Annotated in this window: 14 protein-coding genes; 11 read left to right on the forward strand and 3 right to left on the reverse strand. The window is 63.6% G+C overall.

Translation table 11 applies throughout. The annotated features are described in order from the left end of the window. The first annotated feature begins 12 nt into the window (after positions 1–12). Together ACZ1G8_RS02000 and ACZ1G8_RS02005 are read left to right on the forward strand one after the other, a co-directional pair. On the forward strand, positions 13–2,178 hold the full coding sequence (locus ACZ1G8_RS02000) for a primosomal protein N' (protein WP_472680171.1): 2,166 nt from the start codon (positions 13–15) through the stop codon (positions 2,176–2,178). Between the two features lie 33 nt (positions 2,179–2,211). Next, positions 2,212–3,771 (forward strand): cryptochrome/photolyase family protein, encoded by a 1,560-nt coding sequence (locus tag ACZ1G8_RS02005; protein WP_472680172.1) that lies wholly within the window; start codon positions 2,212–2,214, stop codon positions 3,769–3,771. Between the two features lie 5 nt (positions 3,772–3,776). Here ACZ1G8_RS02005 and ACZ1G8_RS02010 read toward each other — a convergent pair whose 3' ends face one another. Further along, positions 3,777–4,874: a S41 family peptidase gene (locus tag ACZ1G8_RS02010; protein ID WP_472680173.1), complete on the reverse strand. Its 1,098-nt coding sequence runs from the start codon at positions 4,872–4,874 to the stop codon at positions 3,777–3,779. Between the two features lie 53 nt (positions 4,875–4,927). Beyond that, positions 4,928–5,983 (reverse strand): bifunctional transcriptional activator/DNA repair enzyme AdaA, encoded by a 1,056-nt coding sequence (locus ACZ1G8_RS02015; protein ID WP_472680174.1) that lies wholly within the window; start codon positions 5,981–5,983, stop codon positions 4,928–4,930. A 108-nt stretch (positions 5,984–6,091) separates the two neighbouring features. On the opposite strand from ACZ1G8_RS02015, the gene ACZ1G8_RS02020 reads away from it, so the two are divergent. Further along, positions 6,092–7,657, forward strand: coding sequence for a S1 family peptidase (locus tag ACZ1G8_RS02020; protein WP_472680175.1), 1,566 nt, complete (start codon positions 6,092–6,094; stop codon positions 7,655–7,657). Between the two features lie 3 nt (positions 7,658–7,660). After that, positions 7,661–8,215: a hypothetical protein gene (locus tag ACZ1G8_RS02025; RefSeq protein WP_472680176.1), complete on the forward strand. Its 555-nt coding sequence runs from the start codon at positions 7,661–7,663 to the stop codon at positions 8,213–8,215. Here ACZ1G8_RS02025 and ACZ1G8_RS02030 read toward each other — a convergent pair. Further along, positions 8,181–9,059 (reverse strand): TauD/TfdA dioxygenase family protein, encoded by an 879-nt coding sequence (locus ACZ1G8_RS02030; protein ID WP_472680177.1) that lies wholly within the window; start codon positions 9,057–9,059, stop codon positions 8,181–8,183. The genes ACZ1G8_RS02025 and ACZ1G8_RS02030 overlap by 35 nt on opposite strands. A 201-nt stretch (positions 9,060–9,260) precedes the next feature. Between ACZ1G8_RS02030 and ACZ1G8_RS02035 the strand changes: the two genes are divergently transcribed. From ACZ1G8_RS02035 to ACZ1G8_RS02065, 7 genes are all read left to right on the forward strand, one after another. Beyond that, entirely contained in the window at positions 9,261–9,815 is a 555-nt protein-coding gene (locus tag ACZ1G8_RS02035) for a F0F1 ATP synthase subunit delta (RefSeq protein ID WP_221427998.1), read from the forward strand. A gap of 11 nt (positions 9,816–9,826) precedes the next feature. Then, the gene (gene atpA, locus ACZ1G8_RS02040) at positions 9,827–11,356 is read left to right on the forward strand and encodes a F0F1 ATP synthase subunit alpha (RefSeq protein WP_472680178.1); all 1,530 of its coding nucleotides are present in this window, start codon (positions 9,827–9,829) and stop codon (positions 11,354–11,356) included. Positions 11,357–11,383: 27 nt separating this feature from the next. After that, complete coding sequence (locus tag ACZ1G8_RS02045; protein WP_222404412.1) at positions 11,384–12,256, forward strand: F0F1 ATP synthase subunit gamma; 873 nt, start codon at positions 11,384–11,386, stop codon at positions 12,254–12,256. A gap of 13 nt (positions 12,257–12,269) precedes the next feature. Continuing rightward, the gene (locus tag ACZ1G8_RS02050; protein WP_221427995.1) at positions 12,270–12,605 is read left to right on the forward strand and encodes a hypothetical protein; all 336 of its coding nucleotides are present in this window, start codon (positions 12,270–12,272) and stop codon (positions 12,603–12,605) included. Between the two features lie 29 nt (positions 12,606–12,634). Then, a complete protein-coding gene (gene atpD / locus ACZ1G8_RS02055; RefSeq protein WP_472680179.1) occupies positions 12,635–14,092 on the forward strand; it encodes a F0F1 ATP synthase subunit beta in 1,458 nt (485 codons plus the stop codon). Positions 14,093–14,096: 4 nt separating this feature from the next. After that, entirely contained in the window at positions 14,097–14,354 is a 258-nt protein-coding gene (locus tag ACZ1G8_RS02060; RefSeq protein WP_472680180.1) for an ATP synthase F1 subunit epsilon, read from the forward strand. 153 nt (positions 14,355–14,507) lie between these two features. Next, positions 14,508–16,640 (forward strand): prolyl oligopeptidase family serine peptidase, encoded by a 2,133-nt coding sequence (locus tag ACZ1G8_RS02065; RefSeq protein ID WP_472680181.1) that lies wholly within the window; start codon positions 14,508–14,510, stop codon positions 16,638–16,640. Positions 16,641–16,697 lie beyond the last annotated feature (57 nt).

Here is a 16,697-nt window from a genome sequence, read left to right on the forward strand (position 1 = left end):
TATGGCCGGGCCATGAACCGCGTGCGCTGCCTCGTCCTCAATGCCGCTCTCGGCCCGCTCGACTACAAGGTGCCGGACGACATGGATGTCGGCCCGGGCTCGGTGGTCGAGTGCCCGCTTGGCCCGCGCACCGTGATCGGGATCGTCTGGGAGGCTGAACGGCTGCCGGGGACGGACGTTCCTGCGGAAAAGCTGCGCAACCTCAGGGGCGTATACCCGATCCCGCCGCTGCCCGAACCACTACGACGCCTGATCGAATGGACCGCTGACTATTACGTCGCCTCGCTCGCCAGCGTCGCGCGTATGGCGCTGTCTTCGGGCGGCGCGCTCAAGGGTCCGGCAAGTATCACTGAATATCGCCTCACTGGCGGAATGCCCGAGCGCATGACCCCGCAGCGGCTGGCGGCGATGGAAGCTCTCGAGGGCGAGCAGGCGACGATCCGCGAACTGGCGGGCATCGCCGGTGTGTCCGAGGGCGTTTTGCGCGGTCTCGTCAACCAGGGCGTGCTCGGACCGGTCGAAGTCGATTGCGACCGGCCATACGAGGAGGCCCGGCCCGATTTCGCGCAGGTGGAATTGAGCGACCAGCAGCGCGAAGCTGCGGACATCTTCTCCAATGCCGTGCGCGCGGCGAAGTTCGCGCCCTTCCTGCTCGACGGGGTGACCGGATCAGGCAAGACCGAAACCTATTTCGAACCCGTCGCAGAAGCGCTGCGCATGGGCAAGCAGGTCCTCGTCCTGCTGCCCGAGATCGCGCTGACCGAGAACTTCCTTCACCGCTTCGAGGAGCGTTTCGGCGTGGCGCCGGTGCTGTGGCACTCCTCGCTCAAATCGACCGAGCGCCGCCGTGCATGGCGCGCCGTGGCGAGCGGAGAGGCGCAAGTGGTGGTGGGAGCACGCTCCGCACTGTTCCTGCCCTTCGCCAAGCTTGGCCTCATCGTGGTCGACGAGGCACACGAGACCAGCTTCAAGCAGGAAGACGGCGTGCGCTATAATGCGCGCGATGTCGCCGTGATGCGCGCACATTTCGAAGGCTTCCCGATCATCCTCGCCAGCGCCACGCCTGCGCTCGAAAGCCTGCAGATGGCTGAGAGCGGAATCTACTCGAAGGTCGACCTGCCCAGCCGCTTCGGCGGTGCGCAACTGCCAGATATCGACACGATCGACCTCAAGGAGGAGAAACCGCCACACGGCATGTGGCTTGCACAGCGATTGGTCGACGGAATTGCCGAGAGGCTCGAGCGCGGCGAACAGTCGCTCCTCTTCCTCAACCGCCGCGGCTATGCGCCGCTCACGCTCTGCCGCAACTGCGGGTTTCGCTACCAGTGCCCCAATTGCAGCGCCTGGCTGGTCGAGCACCGCTTCACACGCCGCCTCGCATGCCACCATTGCGGCCACGAAGCACCAAGCCCCGCCGCTTGCCAGGAATGCGGCGAACCCGATTGCCTCGTCGCCTGCGGTCCAGGAGTGGAGCGGATCGCCGACGAAGTGGCCGAGCGCCTGCCCGATGCGCGCGTCTTCGTGGCGACTTCGGACACGCTCAATTCACCCGGCCGCGCCGCGGAATTCATCGCTGCTGTCGATGCCGGCGAGATCGACGTTATCGTCGGTACACAGCTCGTCACCAAGGGGTTCCACTTCCCCGAACTCACGCTTGTCGGCGTGGTCGACGCCGATCTCGGTCTCGAAGGCGGGGACCTGCGCGCAGGCGAGCGGACCTACCAACAGGTGGCGCAGGTCGCAGGCCGTGCCGGTCGCGGCGCGAAACCGGGCGAAGTGCTGATCCAGACCCGCCATCCCGAGGCCAGCGTCATCGCCGCTCTCGCCGCCGGAGACCGCGACGCCTTCTACAGTGCCGAAACCGAGATGCGTCGCGACGCTGGCGCCCCGCCCTTCGGCCGATGGGCCTCTATCATCGTGTCTAGCGAAGACGAGGCCGAAGCGCGCGAAGCCGCACGCCGTATCGGCGATACCCGCCCCGATGTTGCCGACTGTATGATCCTCGGCCCCGCCCCTGCCCCCATGGCGCAGCTGCGCGGGCGCTATCGCTATCGGCTCCTCATGAATGCCCGGCGCAGCGTGCAATTGCAGGACGTGATCCGCAACTGGCTCGGCCGCATCGACCATCCGCCCGGTGTGCGCGTGGCGGTTGACGTCGACCCCTACAGCTTCGTCTGAGGCACTCTCTGCATCCTCGCGCATTGTCGGGGCATGTCAGGCCCTGTTCTCGTACCCATCCTCGGCGACCAGCTGACCCGCGACCTCGCCTCGATCCGCGGGCGGACGAAGGACGACACCGTCATCCTGATGATGGAGGTCTGGGACGAAGCGACCTACGTCAAGCACCACAAGCAGAAGATCGCGCTCATCTTCTCCGCCATGCGTCACTTCGCAGAGGAACTGCGCGATGCCGGCTGGACGGTCGACTATGTGAAGCTCGATAGCGAGAGCAATTCGGGCAGCTTCACCGGAGAGGTCGCCCGAGCGATCGAAGAGCACTCCCCGCGGCTGGTCAGCGTGGTCGAGGCGGGCGAGTGGCGCGTGCGCGAGGCGATGGACCAGTGGGCCGACAAGTTCGCCTGCGAAGTCGAGATCCTGCGCGACGATCGTTTCATCTCCACGCAGGCCGAGTTCGACGAGTGGGCGGAGGACCGCAAGGAACTCCGCATGGAATTCTTCTACCGCGAGATGCGCCGCAAGACCGGTCTCCTTATGGACGGCGACAAGCCCGAGGGCGGCGACTGGAACTACGACAGCGAGAACCGCAAGCCGCCCAAGGAGGGCCTGTCCGCGCCCGAACGTCCAAAGTTCGAACCGGACGACATCACACAAGGGGTGATCAAATTGGTCGAGGATCGGTTCGGTGACCACTTCGGCTCGCTCGAGAATTTCTGCTGGCCCGTCACCCGCGAGGAGGCCGAGGAAGCCGCCGATGCCTTCTTTGCCGAGCGGATCGAATGCTTCGGGCCATACCAAGACGCAATGGTCGCAGGCGAGGACGACCTGTTCCACTCTATGCTCTCGACCAGCATCAACCTCGGCCTGCTCGACCCGCTGGAGCTCTGCCAGCGAGCGGAGAAGGCCTACAAGGACGGCAAGGCGCCGCTCAATTCGGTCGAGGGCTTCATCCGGCAAATCATCGGCTGGCGAGAATATGTGCGCGGCTTCTACTTCCACCAGATGCCGCACCTGCAAAAGGCGAATGCGCTCAACGCCCAGCGCGGCCTGCCCGAGTTCTACTGGACCGGCGAGACCGACATGGCCTGCCTCGCCGACAGCATCCGCTCGACACGCGAGAATGCGCATGCGCATCACATCCAGCGGCTGATGGTCCTCGGCAATTTCGCTTTGCTCGCAGGTATCAACCCTCGCGAGGTGCAAGACTGGTTCCTCGTGGTCTACGCCGATGCCTATGAATGGGTCGAACTGCCGAACGTGGCGGCGATGATCCTCTATGCTGACGGAGGCAAGCTCGCCTCCAAGCCCTATGCGGCGTCCGGAAACTACATCAACAAGATGAGCAACTACTGTTCGGGCTGCAAATACTCAGCGAGCAAGAAGACAGGCGAAGGTGCCTGCCCCTTCAACCCGCTCTACTGGCACTTCATGGACCGCCACCGCGAGCGCCTCGAAAAGAACCCGCGCATCGGGCGGATCTACTCGACCTGGGACCGCATGGATGAAAAGAGACAGGCCGAATACCTGGACAGCGCCGAAGCCTTTCTCGACACGCTGGAACCCGCGCACGAGGGATGGGCGCGGAACAGCTAAACGCCTCAATCCGGACCAGCTCCCTCACAACGGCTCTCAAGCCATTGCTGGGCGAAGGCCAGCTGCTCCCCTCGGTGCAGGATATCCGGCGCTATGCCATCGGGATCGACCCGCTCATGCGGCAGGCGCTTCGACCGGCTGGTCGCCCACTCGAGACGCAGCGTGCCCGAGGGCAATTCCTCACCGATCACATTCGAATAGTCCAGCACCCCGCGCGTGGGGCCTCCTATCGTCGTCACCTTGCGCGAGGCGCGCGCATCGAGGACGAATTGCTCCGCCGAGCTTGCCGCGTAATCGGTCAGGATGACGATCCGCTGCGGGGCATCGGGATCGGGATCGTAGGTCGTGATCGAAAGGTCGCCCTCCTCCCCAAATTCGGCCCACGGTTGCCCGGAACGCATCTGGTCCATCAACGACTGCAAGGGCTCGCGGTATTCGGCCGGGAAACCGGGACTGTCCAGGTTTGCGCCGAGCGCAGCCGCGTTGCGTTCGCTGGAGCGAAATTCGACGCCAATGGAATAGATCGGCCGCGTTGCAAGCAGCGGCATCAGCATTTGGTAGTTTGTATCCCGCCCGCCGCCGTTGAGCCGCACGTCGATAATGAGATTGGGTCGGGTCGAAATGTCACCGCGATACCGCTCGATCAGGCTTCGTAGTGCTTCGCCCGCGCCATCCCCGAAATGGGGTGCTCGCAGGTAGGAGGTACTGTCCGAGAGCGTGCGAAATTCGAAAGCGTCAGGTGGAGTGTCGGTAAACAGCGGTTCGCGGCTGTCTTTCGGATAGGTCCAATAGGCTTCGGCATCGCAAGCCCCGCTATCGGCGATGTCCCCAATCAGGCGAATATGGCGGTCGCCAAAGAAGTGGACGATCCGGCGCAACTGGTTGTCGACCGCGTCGGGGCAGGCAGAGGCTATCCGGCGGGCATCCGCAACCAACGTATCCCAAGCCTCTTTCCGGTCCGTTGTCTTGTCGGGATACCCTGCGTAGCTGCCTTCGATTATCGCCAACGCTTCGACAAAATCGGCAGGTTCACGCCCATCCTGTGCCGTCGCGGACCCTGCCGCAAACGCGATGAGCGCCGCTCCTCCCAGCCGGAACTTCACCCCTTACCCCACTGAAATACTTCGATATCCATGGTCCTCTTCCATTCGTAGCCTTAATCGCAGCTGTACCCTTCCCGCCGCAACAGTTCCTTCTTTAATTCCGGTCCGTAGGCGTATCCTCCCAAGCCGCCGTCGGCTGCGATCACGCGGTGGCAGGGGATGAGGACGGCGATATTGTTGGCGCCATTTGCTCCGCCCACTGCGCGGCTGGCCTTGGGGTTGCCGAGCATCGCGGCCTGCTCCCCATAGCTGCGCGTCTCGCCTGCGGGGATCTGGCGTAGCGCTTCCCAGCAGCGCTGCTGGAAGGCGGTGCCCTTGACGTCGAGCGGGATGTCGGCAGTGGTGGCCGTGTGCGGCGCTTCGACGGCGGCTGTCACCTTCTCGAACAGTGCGCGGAATTCCTCGCCGCCTTCGACCAGATCGGCCTTGGGGAAACGGGCGCGCAGTTCTTCCTCACCTTCGCCGAACGAGAGGCAGCATACGCCCTTCTCGGTCGCGGCCACTAGCATGTCGCCGAGCGTCGTTGCGATCACGGACCAGTGTACCGTGCGGCCCTTGCCGCCATCTTTCCAGTCGCTCGCGCTCATGCCGCTGTCTTTCCTGTCCTCGTAGAAGCGCGATGGTGCGCCGTAGCCTGCTTCGTAGATCGCCTGCGTGACGCTGCCGCCCTCGCCCAGTGCCTCGTCCGCGCGTTCGCGGCGCAGGGCACGCTGGTAGGCAGCGGGCGACAGCCCGACCGCGCGGGTGAAGATGCGCTGGAAATGCGTCGGCGAATAATCGGTGAGCAGGCCCAGCCGTTCGAGCGAAACCGTCTCTTCCGCCTCGCGCAGCACCTCCAGCGCTGCGAGTACGGCGCCTTCTTCGCGGCTCTGCTGGTCGGGAGCGCACCTCTTGCAGGCGCGCAGGCCCGCCTCCTCGGCAGCCTCGCATGTCGCGTAGAAGCGCACGTTCTGCCGCTTGGGAGCGCGTGCCGGGCATGAGGGACGGCAGTATATCCCCGTCGAGTGAACACCGGTCACGAAGACACCGTCGAAGCGGCGGTCCTTGGCAAGCGCAATGCGCCAGCGATCATCATCGGTCAGGGGTTTCGTCTCGGTCACGTCGCTCATCCTTCCATCGCTTCCGGCGATCTTGCAAGCATGGCTCTGGCAAAAGCTGAGCAGGGCCGCATCCCGCATCTTGCGGTCAATGTGGACGCGGCGCTAAGAGAACGGCGGATGGGACGTCTCCTTGTAAAGATTGCCGCGCTGCTCGCGCTCCTCGCCCCTGCCCTCGCGCATGCGGAACCCGCCGATATCGACGCGGCGGCGCGCGGCGTCGTGCGCGTGGTGATTATCGGGAATGACGATGACGAGCTGTTTCCCGTCAGCCACGGCACGGGCTTCGCCGTCACCAGCGACCTGATCGTGACCAATGCCCACGTGGTGCGCGACGCGATGAGCGACAATGACCTGCGCGTGGGCATCGTGCCAAGCGGCGGCGGACAAGCGGTCTATGGCCGTATCGTTTCCGTCAATGCGAGGAACGACCTGGCGCTCGTACGCCTGACCGGCAGCCTTCGCCTGCCCCCGCTGGCCATCGCAGGCCGGCCGATCGCCAACAGCGGCGAGGTGACCAGCGTCGGCTACCCTATGAATGTCGACCGCGCGCAGGGCCTCGATCTTGCAGATATCTTCCGCTCGATGCCGCCGGTGAAAAGCCGCGGCTTCGTTTCGGGCGAGCGGCCCAGCCGCCAGTTCGACACCATCCTCCACACCGCGCCGATCGCGCGCGGCAATTCGGGCGGACCACTGCTCGATCCGTGCGGCCGCGTGGTCGGGGTCAACAGCTTCGGCGCCGACAATGAAGGCGGCGATGCAGAATTCTTCTTCGCCGTCTCGAACCGCGAACTGCTGCCCTTCCTGCGTGCCAACGAGGTCGAGCCGGTGATCAACGACACCGTTTGCCGCAGCCTTGCCGATCTCGACGCTGCGGAGCGCGAACGGCTCGAGCGCGAGCAGATGGAGGCGCTCCAGAGCCTCGCCCAGCGCGCCGAGGAAACCCGCGAACGCCGCGAGCGCGCCCTCCTGAAGGCCCAGCTCAGCGTTGCGGAGGACCGCGAGGACCGTATGGCGCTCGCGTTCATACTGGTTCTCATTGCATTCGGCCTCGCGCTCTGGGCATGGAACGAGCAGCAGAAGATCGATCCCGAGGGCGAAGATGCCGAACTGCGACAGAAGAAGGTCAAGATCGCTTTCGGCATCGCCGGCTTCCTTGTGATCGTCGGCCTCATCGCTTTCCTTACCCGCCCCGGTCTGGACGAGATCGACCGGCGTGTGTCTGCCGAGATGCAGGAAGGTGCCGGTGGCAACACCGCCGATCCCGAAAACCCGGAAACAGGCGACGCCGACCTCGTTTGCCGCCTCATTCCGGAACGCAGCAAGTTTACCGGAGCCAATCCGCCCGACATCGAATTCGACTGGGCCGAGACCGGCTGCGTCAACGAACGCACACAGTATGGCTACGCCGCAGGCACCTGGTCGCGCGTCTTCGTGCCCAACTCCGAAGACGCTGTGTCGGTCAACAGCTACGACCCCGACCGCCGTATCTTCCGCTCCGAACGCTATCTCCTGCCGCGCAGTGCGATGAACGAGGCACGCGAGGCACGCGGCAAGTACACCGCGCCTGTCTGCGGCGCGGAAGGCGCAGCGGTCCAGCTGGGCGATCTGCAGGGCGAAGTCCTCGGCCAGCTCCCCACCCAGCCAAACGAACGGCTGGTCTATCGCTGCGAGACGCGTGAATAGCTGATGGAAAACGCGCTAGTATTCGTATCGATCGTGCTCGGTGTAGCGGTCGCCTTCGAGCTGGAGCACCTGAACAAGCTGCTCCGCTCGAAAAAGGTGAAGTGGCACTGGGCGCAGCCTCTGTTTGCGCTGTTCGTGCTGCTGTCGATCATGTCGATCTGGTGGATGATTGCAGGCCGGCAAATCGGAGGGCCGATGACGCTCGCCCGCTTCCTGCCGATCATGTGGGTGCTGGTTATCCTGAACCTGCTGGCCGCTGCTTCCTTTCCCGACGAGATTCCAGAAGAGGGTCTCGACCTTGCGCAATATTACCAGGACAATCGGCGGTACCTTTGGGGCCTCTACCTGCTCTTCTTTCTCCCGCTCGGAACGAACTGGTTCGTCTACGCGGCACAGAGGGCCGAAAGCATCACAGACTTCTTCTCCTATGCCGCAGGAGACATGGCCGGCTTTGCGATAATCCTGTTCCTGTTCTTCGCCCGCAACTGGTGGGCGGTCGCTATCGGCTATGTCGGCCTAGCGATCATGACGACAAGCTGGATGGCACGCGCAATCTGACGCGAGCCGTCGGGGCTTCCGCGGCCAGCGCTTCTCCGCTCAGCGTGATGCGATGCATTTCGCGGGCGTAGCCCTGATAATCGTTCATCGCATAGTGCCAGGTGGTCCGGTTGTCCCAGATCGCCACTGTGCCGGGCGCCCATTCGACGCGGCACTGGTGCTCTGGTTTCATGGCGTGAGCGAACAGCTCGCGCAGGAGCGGCAGGCTTTCCTCGCGGCTCATGCCCACGAAATGCATGGTGAAGCCCGGATTCACATACAGCAGTTGCTGGCCGGTATGAGGGTGACGGATGACGACAGGATGTGTGGCACCGGTCTTAAGGTCCTGCCCGCGCAGTTCCTTGCCCTGGTCGGTCTGCGCGTAGAGACCGTCGGGCGCATAAATATGGTCGGCGGTGTGGGAGGCCTCCAGTCCCTCGATCCGCTCTTTCATCTCGTCGGACAGGCTTTCATAGGCGGCGCCCATATGCGCCCACAGCGTGTCGCCGCCCTTGGGAGGCAGCGTGCGCGCCACTAGGATGGAGCCCATCGCCGGGATCTGGTCGTAAGAATGGTCGGTGTGCCACCCGCCGCCGATATTGGTGGTCTGGTCCTCGCTCTTCCGGACCACCGCGATTTCGGGGTGCTCGTTGGTCAGCGGGAAATAATTGTTGATGTCGATCCCGCCCCAGCGCTTGGCGAAGGCGATATGGTCGTCGGGCGAGAATTCCTGGTCGCGGAAAATCGCAACGCCGTGCCGGTAGATAAGATCGCGCACCTGGCCGAGCTTGGTGCCCTCGAGCACCGCTAGCGAAACATCGCTGATCTCGACCCCGCAATGCGATGCCATCGGTCTCGTCTTCATCAGGTCTCTCCCGGTCCCGGCTTGGGCCTACTGATTTACCCCACGAAGCGCTCATCTCCAAATTTATCCCGTGTGAGTCGGGTTGCCTTGCCGCACCCCCTTTGCTAGGCGCGCGCCAATCTTGCCGGAGCGACTCATTTTCGCCTCCAACATGGCAGGAAACGACAGACCTTTTTTCCGACCCTTAGAGGACGAGAACGCGTGGAAATTTCCGCCGGTATCAAGGCCAGCCTTGCTGGACGTTACGCTTCGGCCCTGTTCGATCTGGCCAGCGAGGCCGGGACCGTGACTGCGGTCGAATCGGACCTCGACAAGCTGGAAGCAGGGCTCGCCGAATCGGCGGAGCTCAAAATGCTCACCACCAATCCGCGCGTGACGCGTTCGCAGGCCGAAAAGGCGCTGTGGGGCGTTTCGGCCATCATGGGCCTGTCGGACCTCACCCAGAAATTCCTCGGCACGCTGGCGCAGAACCGCCGCCTGCGCGACCTGTCCGGCATCATCCGCGCCTTCCGCGCGATCGCCGCGGCACAGCGCGGTGAAGTAGCCGCGGAAGTCACGAGCGCCCACGCGCTGACCGACGCGCAGCTTGCCGATCTCAAGACCAAGCTGACCGCGCGCGAAGGCCGCACTGTCAAACTTTCCACGAAGGTCGACCCCGAGCTTCTCGGCGGCCTCGTCGTCACCATCGGATCGAAGCGCATTGATGGCTCGATCCGCACCCGTCTCAATTCGCTCTCCCAGGCCATGAAGGCTTAAAGGAACACATCATGGATATCCGCGCCGCAGAAATCTCCAAGGTCATCAAGGACCAGATCGCCAATTTCGGTAGCGAAGCCGAAGTCAGCGAAGTCGGTTCCGTTCTCTCGGTGGGTGACGGCATCGCCCGCATCCACGGTCTCGACAATGTCCAGGCCGGCGAAATGATCGAATTTGCCAATGGCGTGCAGGGCATGGCCTTGAACCTCGAAGCCGACAATGTCGGCGCCGTTATCTTCGGCTCGGACCAGGAAATCGGCGAAGGCGACACGGTCAAGCGTACCGGCACCATCGTGGACGTTCCTGTCGGCAAGGGCCTTCTCGGCCGCGTGGTCGACGCTCTGGGCAACCCGATCGACGGCAAGGGCCCGATCGAATCGACCGAGCGTCGCCGCGTCGAAGTGAAGGCGCCGGGCATCATCCCGCGTGAATCGGTTTCGGAGCCGGTGCAATCGGGCCTCAAGGCCATCGACGCTCTCGTTCCCGTCGGCCGTGGCCAGCGCGAACTCATCATTGGTGACCGCCAGACCGGTAAGTCGGCCGTCGCGATCGACACCTTCATCAACCAGAAGGAACTGAACGCGGGCGACGACGAGTTCAAGAAGCTCTACTGCGTCTACGTCGCCGTCGGCCAGAAGCGTTCGACGGTTGCCCAGATCGTGAAGCAGCTCGAAGAAAACGGCGCGATGGAATACACCATCGTCGTTGCCGCAACCGCTTCGGAGCCCGCTCCGCTGCAGTACCTCGCACCCTACACCGGCTGTGCGATGGGCGAATTCTTCCGCGACAACGGCATGCACGCCGTGATCGTTTACGACGACCTTTCGAAGCAGGCAGTTGCCTATCGCCAGATGTCGCTCCTGCTGCGTCGTCCTCCGGGCCGCGAAGCATACCCGGGTGACGTTTTCTATCTGCACAGCCGTCTGCTTGAGCGTGCTGCAAAGATGAACAAGTCGGAAGGCGGCGGCTCGCTGACCGCTCTGCCGATCATCGAAACGCAGGCAGGCGACGTGTCGGCCTACATTCCGACCAACGTGATCTCGATCACCGACGGCCAGATCTTCCTCGAAACCGACCTGTTCTACCAGGGCATCCGTCCGGCAATTAACGTCGGCCTTTCGGTTAGCCGTGTGGGCGGTGCCGCCCAGACCAAGGCGATGAAGAAGGTCTCGGGCTCGATGAAGCTCGACCTCGCACAGTACCGCGAAATGGCTGCCTTCGCGCAGTTCGGCTCGGACCTCGACGCCGCAACGCAGAAGCTGCTCAACCGCGGTGCACGCCTGACCGAGCTGCTCAAGCAGCCGCAGTTCTCGCCGATGCCGTTCGAAGAGCAGACTGTCTCGATCTTCGCCGGCACCAACGGCTACCTCGACGATGTCGCCGTGGACCGCGTGAACGACTACGAAGAGCAGATGCTCAGCTACATGCGTGCAGAGCATGGCGATGTGCTCAAGGAAATCCGCACCAGCGGCAAGTTCGAAGACGACACCAAGAACAAGGTCGTCGACGCGCTGAAGACCTTCGCCAAGCAGTTCGCCTGAGACCCACGAGCCTAACAGGGAGCCGTCATGGCCTCGCTTAAAGAACTCAAGGGCCGGATCAACTCGGTCAAGTCGACCCAGAAGATCACCAAGGCCAAGCAGATGGTCGCAGCGGCCAAGCTGCGCCGTGCGCAGGCTGCTGCCGAAGCCGCGCGCCCCTATGCCGAACGGCTGTCGGGCGTGATGGCCTCGCTTGCCGGCAAGGTGAGCGGCGACAGTGCGCCCAAGCTGCTCGCAGGAACCGGTTCGGACAAGCGCCACCTGCTGGTGGTCGTGAACACCGACAAGGGCCTGTGCGGCGGTCTCAACGCGAACATCGTCAAGGCCGCCAAGGCCAAGGCGCGCGAACTGATCGCCGAAGGCAAGGACGTGACCTTCTACCTCGTCGGCAAGAAGGGCCGCGCCCCGATCAAGCGCGACTATGCCGACAAGATCGAGAAGCACTTCGACACCTCGAACGTCCGCAACCCGGGCTTCGAAGAGGCCGAAGCGATCGCCGACGACCTGATCGAGCGTTTCGAGAAGGGCGAATTCGACGTGGCCCACCTCGTCTACCCGATCTTCAAGTCGGCCCTCGCCCAGGACCCGACCGCCGACCAGCTGATCCCCGTCCCCTCGCCGGAAAGCGAAGGTACCGGCGGTGACGCAGTCGTCGAATACGAGCCGGGCGAAGAGGAAATCCTCGAGGAACTGCTTCCGCGCTACGTGAAGACCCAGCTCTTCGGTGCACTGCTCGAGCGCGAGGCATCCGAACAAGGTGCGTCGATGACCGCGATGGACAACGCCACGCGCAACGCCGGCGACCTCATCAACAAGCTGACCATCCAGTACAACCGCAGCCGCCAGGCCGCGATTACCACCGAGCTGATCGAAATCATCGCCGGTGCCGAAGCCCTTTAAAGGACGACGAAAAGTGAAGAAACTCGCCCTCCTCCTGCCGATCGCCCTCCTCGCCGCTTGCGGTGAAGAGCCCGCGCCCGAGCCGACCCCGACCGAGACGGTTGCCCCCGAACCGATCGAAACGCTCGCGGCTCCCGATCAGGCGCTGTTTACTGAGATGTATGCCGAAGCATGCCCCTCGGACGACGCGGTGAACACAGCCGTCTGCCGCCGCGCCGGCATGGGCTCCGAAGACGTCGTTTGCGAATTCGGCCTCGGTGAAGACGAATACCTGCGCAACAAGGCAACCCTGACCGCCGGCGACGGCGAATGGGTACTTGCCGATCCCGAAAACGTTTGCGTCGGCTGACGCGATAACTCGAAACCAGGACTTAGATCATGGCCACCGCTCCCAAGCTTAACCAGAGCCCCAACGGCACTATCGCCCAGGTCATCGGCGCCGTCGTCGACGTCGCCTTTGAAGGCGAACTGCCGCCGATCCTGACCGCGCTCGAAACCAAGAACGGCGACAACACGCTGGTTCTCGAAGTCGCGCAGCACCTCGGTGAAAGCACCGTGCGTACCATCGCGATGGACGGCACCGACGGCCTCGTCCGCGGGCAGGAAGTCGTCAACACCGGCGCACAGATTTCGGTCCCGGTGGGCCCGAAGACGCTCGGCCGCATCATGAACGTCGTCGGCGCGCCGATCGACGAACGCGGACCGATCGGTGCCGACAGCACTAGCCCGATCCACGCGGAAGCACCGCTCTTCGTCGACCAGTCGACCGAAGCGGCCATCCTCGTGACCGGCATCAAGGTCATCGACCTTCTCGCACCTTACGCAAAGGGCGGTAAGATCGGCCTGTTCGGCGGCGCCGGCGTCGGCAAGACCGTCCTCATCCAGGAGCTCATCAACAACATCGCGAAGGGCCACGGTGGTGTGTCCGTCTTCGCCGGTGTCGGTGAGCGTACCCGTGAAGGTAACGACCTCTACCACGAATTCCTCGACGCTGGCGTTATTGCCAAGAACGATGCTGGCGAAGCTATCAGCGAAGGTTCGAAGGTTGCCCTCGTCTTCGGCCAGATGAACGAGCCTCCGGGCGCACGTGCACGCGTCGCTCTCTCGGGCCTGACCATGGCGGAATACTTCCGCGACGTCGAAGGCCAGGACGTGCTCTTCTTCGTCGACAACATCTTCCGCTTCACCCAGGCCGGTTCGGAAGTGTCGGCACTGCTCGGCCGTATTCCTTCGGCAGTGGGCTATCAGCCGACGCTGTCGACCGACATGGGTAACCTGCAGGAACGCATCACCTCGACCACCAAGGGTTCGATCACCTCGGTCCAGGCCATCTACGTTCCCGCCGACGACCTTACCGACCCGGCACCGGCAACCTCGTTCGCCCACTTGGACGCAACGACCACCTTGTCGCGCGCCATCTCGGAGCTGGGCATCTACCCGGCCGTCGACCCGCTCGACTCGACCAGCCGTGTTCTCGAACCGCGCGTTGTCGGCCAGGAGCACTACGAGACCGCTCGCCGCGTCCAGGAAACGCTGCAGAAGTACAAGAGCCTTCAGGACATCATCGCCATCCTCGGCATGGACGAACTGTCGGAAGAAGATAAGCTGACCGTGGCACGTGCCCGCAAGATCCAGCGCTTCCTCTCGCAGCCGTTCCACGTCGCCGAAGTCTTCACCAACATCCCGGGCGTGTTCGTCCAGCTGGAAGACACCGTGGCCTCGTTCAAGGCTGTCGTCGACGGCGAGTACGACCACCTGCCGGAAGCTGCCTTCTACATGGTTGGCGGCATCGACCAGGCGGTCGAGAAGGCCAAGAAGCTGGCCGAGGAAGCCTAAGCACATGGCCCTCCACTTCGAACTCGTCACGCCGGCCAAGCTGGTCCGTTCGGAAGACGTCCACATGGTGGTCGTCCCCGGTTCGGAAGGCGAATTCGGCGTGCTCGAGGGCCACGCGCCCTTCATGTCGACCATCCGCGACGGCGAAGTCCAGGTCTACAAGACCGAAGGCGGCGCGCCGGAGACCATCGAGGTCCGCGGCGGCTTTGCCGAAGTCGGCGAGAACGGCCTGACGGTCCTCGCGGAGCACGTCGAAGGCTGAGCCTTTCGGACAATCGCAAACTTGAAAAGGGCGGCCTGAACGGTCGCCCTTTTTCGTTGGTCCACCCTCGTTGCCCGCTCGTCGAGCAGGGCTGTCCTTTCCTTTCTCCATGAGCAGGTTAGAACCGACCCGCATCATATGCAGGAGAGGACTGTGAAACGTGTTTCTACGCTGGCATTGGCAGCGACCATGACCATCGCCACCCCCAACTCGCTCGCCGCACAGGACGGCGTCCCGGGACCCGATGAAGATCCCTACATCTGGCTCGAAGAAGCCCGCAGCGAGGAAGCGCTCGACTGGGTGCGCGCAGAGAACAACCGCACCATGGCGCACATGGCGCAGGACCCGCGGTTCGATGAGCTTACCGCCGATGCGCTCGCCATCCTCGATGCAGAGGACCGTGTTCCCTACGTCTCGATCCGCAAGGACGGGCTCTACAACTTCTGGCAGGACAAGCAGAATCCCAAGGGCGTGCTGCGCCGGACCACGCTGGAAAGCTACAAGACCGACGATCCCCAGTGGGAAACCGTTCTCGACATCGACGCGCTTGCCGCGGCCGAGGGCAAGGAATGGGTCTACAAGGGCAGCACCTGCCTTCCGCCCGACCAGCGCATGTGCATGATCGCCCTGTCCGACGGGGGCGAGGACGCCACCATCATGCGCGAATTCGACATGACAACGAAGCAGTTCGTCGAGGGCGGCTTCGTGATCGAGGAGAAGAGCCAGGGCGGCGTGCAGTGGCTCGATGCTGACACGCTGCTTGTCGGCCGCGACTTCGGCGGCGAGACCGTCACCGAGAGCGAATATCCCTTCACCACTCGCATGTGGAAGCGCGGTACGCTACTTTCCGAAGCAGAAGAGATTTTCCGCGGCGACAAGAGCGACGTCTGGGCAGGTTCGGGCCTGATCCGCGACAATGAAGGCACGGTCCACCTGCGCACCGCCTTCCGCGGCATCAGCTTCCACGAGAGCATCAATTACGTCTGGCACAATGGCGAATGGCTCGAGCTCGACATGCCCAAGAAGGCTAATCTCGGCGGTATCGTCGACGGCCAGCTGACCATGTCGACCGATGTGGACTGGGAGACGCAGGGCCAGGTTTTCCCGGCCGATGCGCTGATCTCGGTCGACCTCGAGGAGTTCAAGCGCGATCCGAACGGCGCGAAGAAGACGCTCGTCTGGGCGCCTGCCGAACGCCAGACCAAGCGCGGCGGCGGCGCGACTGCCAACAGCGCATACATGGCGATCCTCGACAATGTGGTCGGCAAGGTGCTGAAGCTCGACTATGAAGATGGCGAGTGGGTCACGACCGAGGTGAACCTGCCCGACAACGCCACGCTGAGCGTGTCGACCACCTCGTCCGAAACCGACGAGATCATGTTCACTTCGACCGACTTCCTGACGCCGAGCACGCTCTGGTATTCGGACGGCACGGGCGATCCCGAGGTGCTCAAGACCTCGCCCAGCTATTTCGATGCCGAGGGCTTGGAAGTCGAGCAGTTCGAGGCGACCAGCAAGGACGGAACCAAGATCCCCTACTTCCTCGTGAAGCCCAAGGGCATGGAAATGGACGGCACCACGCCGACGCTGCTCTACGGTTATGGCGGTTTCCAGATTTCGCAGCTGCCCAGCTATCGCTCGCTTACCGGCAAGCTGTGGCTCGAAAACGGCGGCGCTTTCATCCTCGCCAACCTGCGCGGTGGCGGTGAGTTCGGCCCCGGCTGGCACCAGACCGCAATCCGCGAGAACAAGCAGCGCACCTGGGACGATTTCATCGCCGTCGGCCGCGATGCGATCGACCGCGGGATCACCAACGCCGGCCAGCTCGGCATTCAGGGCGGTTCGCAGGGCGGTCTCCTCGTCGGCACGGCCTTCACCCAGGCCCCCGAGCTGTTCGACGCAGCGATCGTTGCGATCCCGCTGTTCGACATGCTGCGCTATCACCTGATCGGCCGCGGCGCTTCGTGGATCGGCGAATATGGCGATCCGCGCATCCCCGAGCAGCGCGCGTGGATCGAAGGCTACTCGCCCTACCAGAAGATCGTCGAAGGCGTGGACTACCCCGCCCCGTTCCTCTGGGCATCGACCGCCGATGACCGCACGCATCCGGCCCATGCCCGCAAGGGTGCGGCCAAGCTCAAGGAACTCGGCCAGCCCTACTGGTATTACGAGGACATGACCGGCGGTCACTCGGGCGGTGTCGACAACGAACAGCGCGCCAAGCTCCAGGCCCTCCAGATGGTCTACCTGATGCAGCGCCTGATGGACGACAACGAGAGCAATTGATCTCTCGTTCTAGAAACAGGAAAGGGGCGGTCCCGCGCTGGGACCGCCCCTTTTCCA

Source organism: Qipengyuania sp. BR81-2, assembly GCF_055693895.1.